The 1,362-nt window shown below is 68.9% G+C and carries 1 pseudogene; it reads left to right on the top strand.

Annotation, left to right across the window (positions count from 1 at the left end):
- Window positions 1-282: 282 nt before the first annotated feature.
- A pseudogene (locus ACIQG9_RS29815) lies at window positions 283-1,362 on the top strand (IS110 family transposase); the annotation flags it as partial.

Genomic DNA, 1,362 nt, shown 5'->3' with positions numbered 1-1,362 from the left:
GGCTGTGAAGGTAGGTGTTGGCTGGCCTGGGGCTAGCTGGCAGGGTCAGCGTCATGATCGCAGCTGGGTGTGGCTCATGAAAATGGTGGCCCCACGAGGTGCTCTCAGTGAGATCTGCCCATCCGGTCTGCGGTCGGGCGCTGGCCCTGTCCCTCTCGGTGGCTTGATCAGAAGCTTGCCCGGTCCGTTGCAGCGGATCGTGGCTCATCACAGTCCTGCCGCGAGAGCACACAGCCCGGGCCGACGCCGTCACGACGTCTCCCGGGAAGGCAGTACGCCGCAATGGCCATCGTTGCAGACCAGTACGACTTCGTCATCGGTGTGGACACCCACGCCGCCTCCCACACGCTCGCCTTGATCACCGCTGGCACCGGCGCGGTCGGGCAGCAGGCTCAGTTCCCGACCAGCCCGTCAGGGCTGCGCCGTGCCGTCGACTGGATCGAACGCCACACCCACCAGTCGCCGACGCTGATCGTCATCGACGGCGCCGGTTCCTACGGCGCCACCTTCACCGAGCAGCTTTCTGCAGCCGGCTTGACCGTCGCCGAGGCCCCCGACGTTGCGGCCACCACCCGGCGTCGCCGTGGCAAGAGCGACACCGTGGACGCCGTCGCGATGGCTCAAGCAGCTCGCAGCCTCGACATCAACGAACTGTGCTGGCCACGCGCCGGCGGCGATCGCACAGCCCTGCGCGTCCTGACAGTGGCTCGCGAACAGATGAGCGGCGAACGCACCCGCGCGGTCAACGCGCTGACCGCGCTGCTACGCACCGTCGACCTCGGCATCGACGCCCGCCGCGCCCTGACCACCACGACGATCGCCACCGTCGCGGCCTGGCGCACCCGCAGCGACAACGCCACCCTGGCCGTCTGTCGCGCCGAGGCGATCCGGCTGGCGCGTCGCATCCGCGCTCTCGACGCAGAACTCGCCGCCAACAACACCGCGCTGCACGAAGCTGTCACCGCGCAAGCGCCACAACTGCTCGCCCTGCCAGGTGTTGGCGCCGTCGTCGCCGCCACCGTTCTGCTGGCCTGGTCCCACCCCGGCCGCGTTCGCTCCGAAGCCGCGTTCGCTGCCCTGGCCGGCGCGTCACCGCTACCGGCTTCATCAGGCAATACCACCCGCTACCGGCTCAACCGCGGCGGCGACCGACGCCTCAACCGAGCGCTCTACACCGTCGCGCTGGTCCGCATGGGCCACGACCCTCGCACCCGCGACTACGTGACCCGCCGCACCCGCGAAGGACGCACCAAACGCGAGATCATGCGCAGCCTCAAGCGCTACATCAGCCGGCAACTCTTCCGCACCCTGAACGGCGCCCACCCAGCCACCAGCACCACTTGACAGCTATAGAAGCATCTC

The sequence above is a fragment of the Micromonospora sp. NPDC092111 genome (assembly GCF_044755745.1).
GTDB lineage: Bacteria > Actinomycetota > Actinomycetes > Mycobacteriales > Micromonosporaceae > Micromonospora.
Note: the sequence above shows the minus strand (reverse complement) of the source record. Positions and strands in the feature narration are given on the sequence as shown.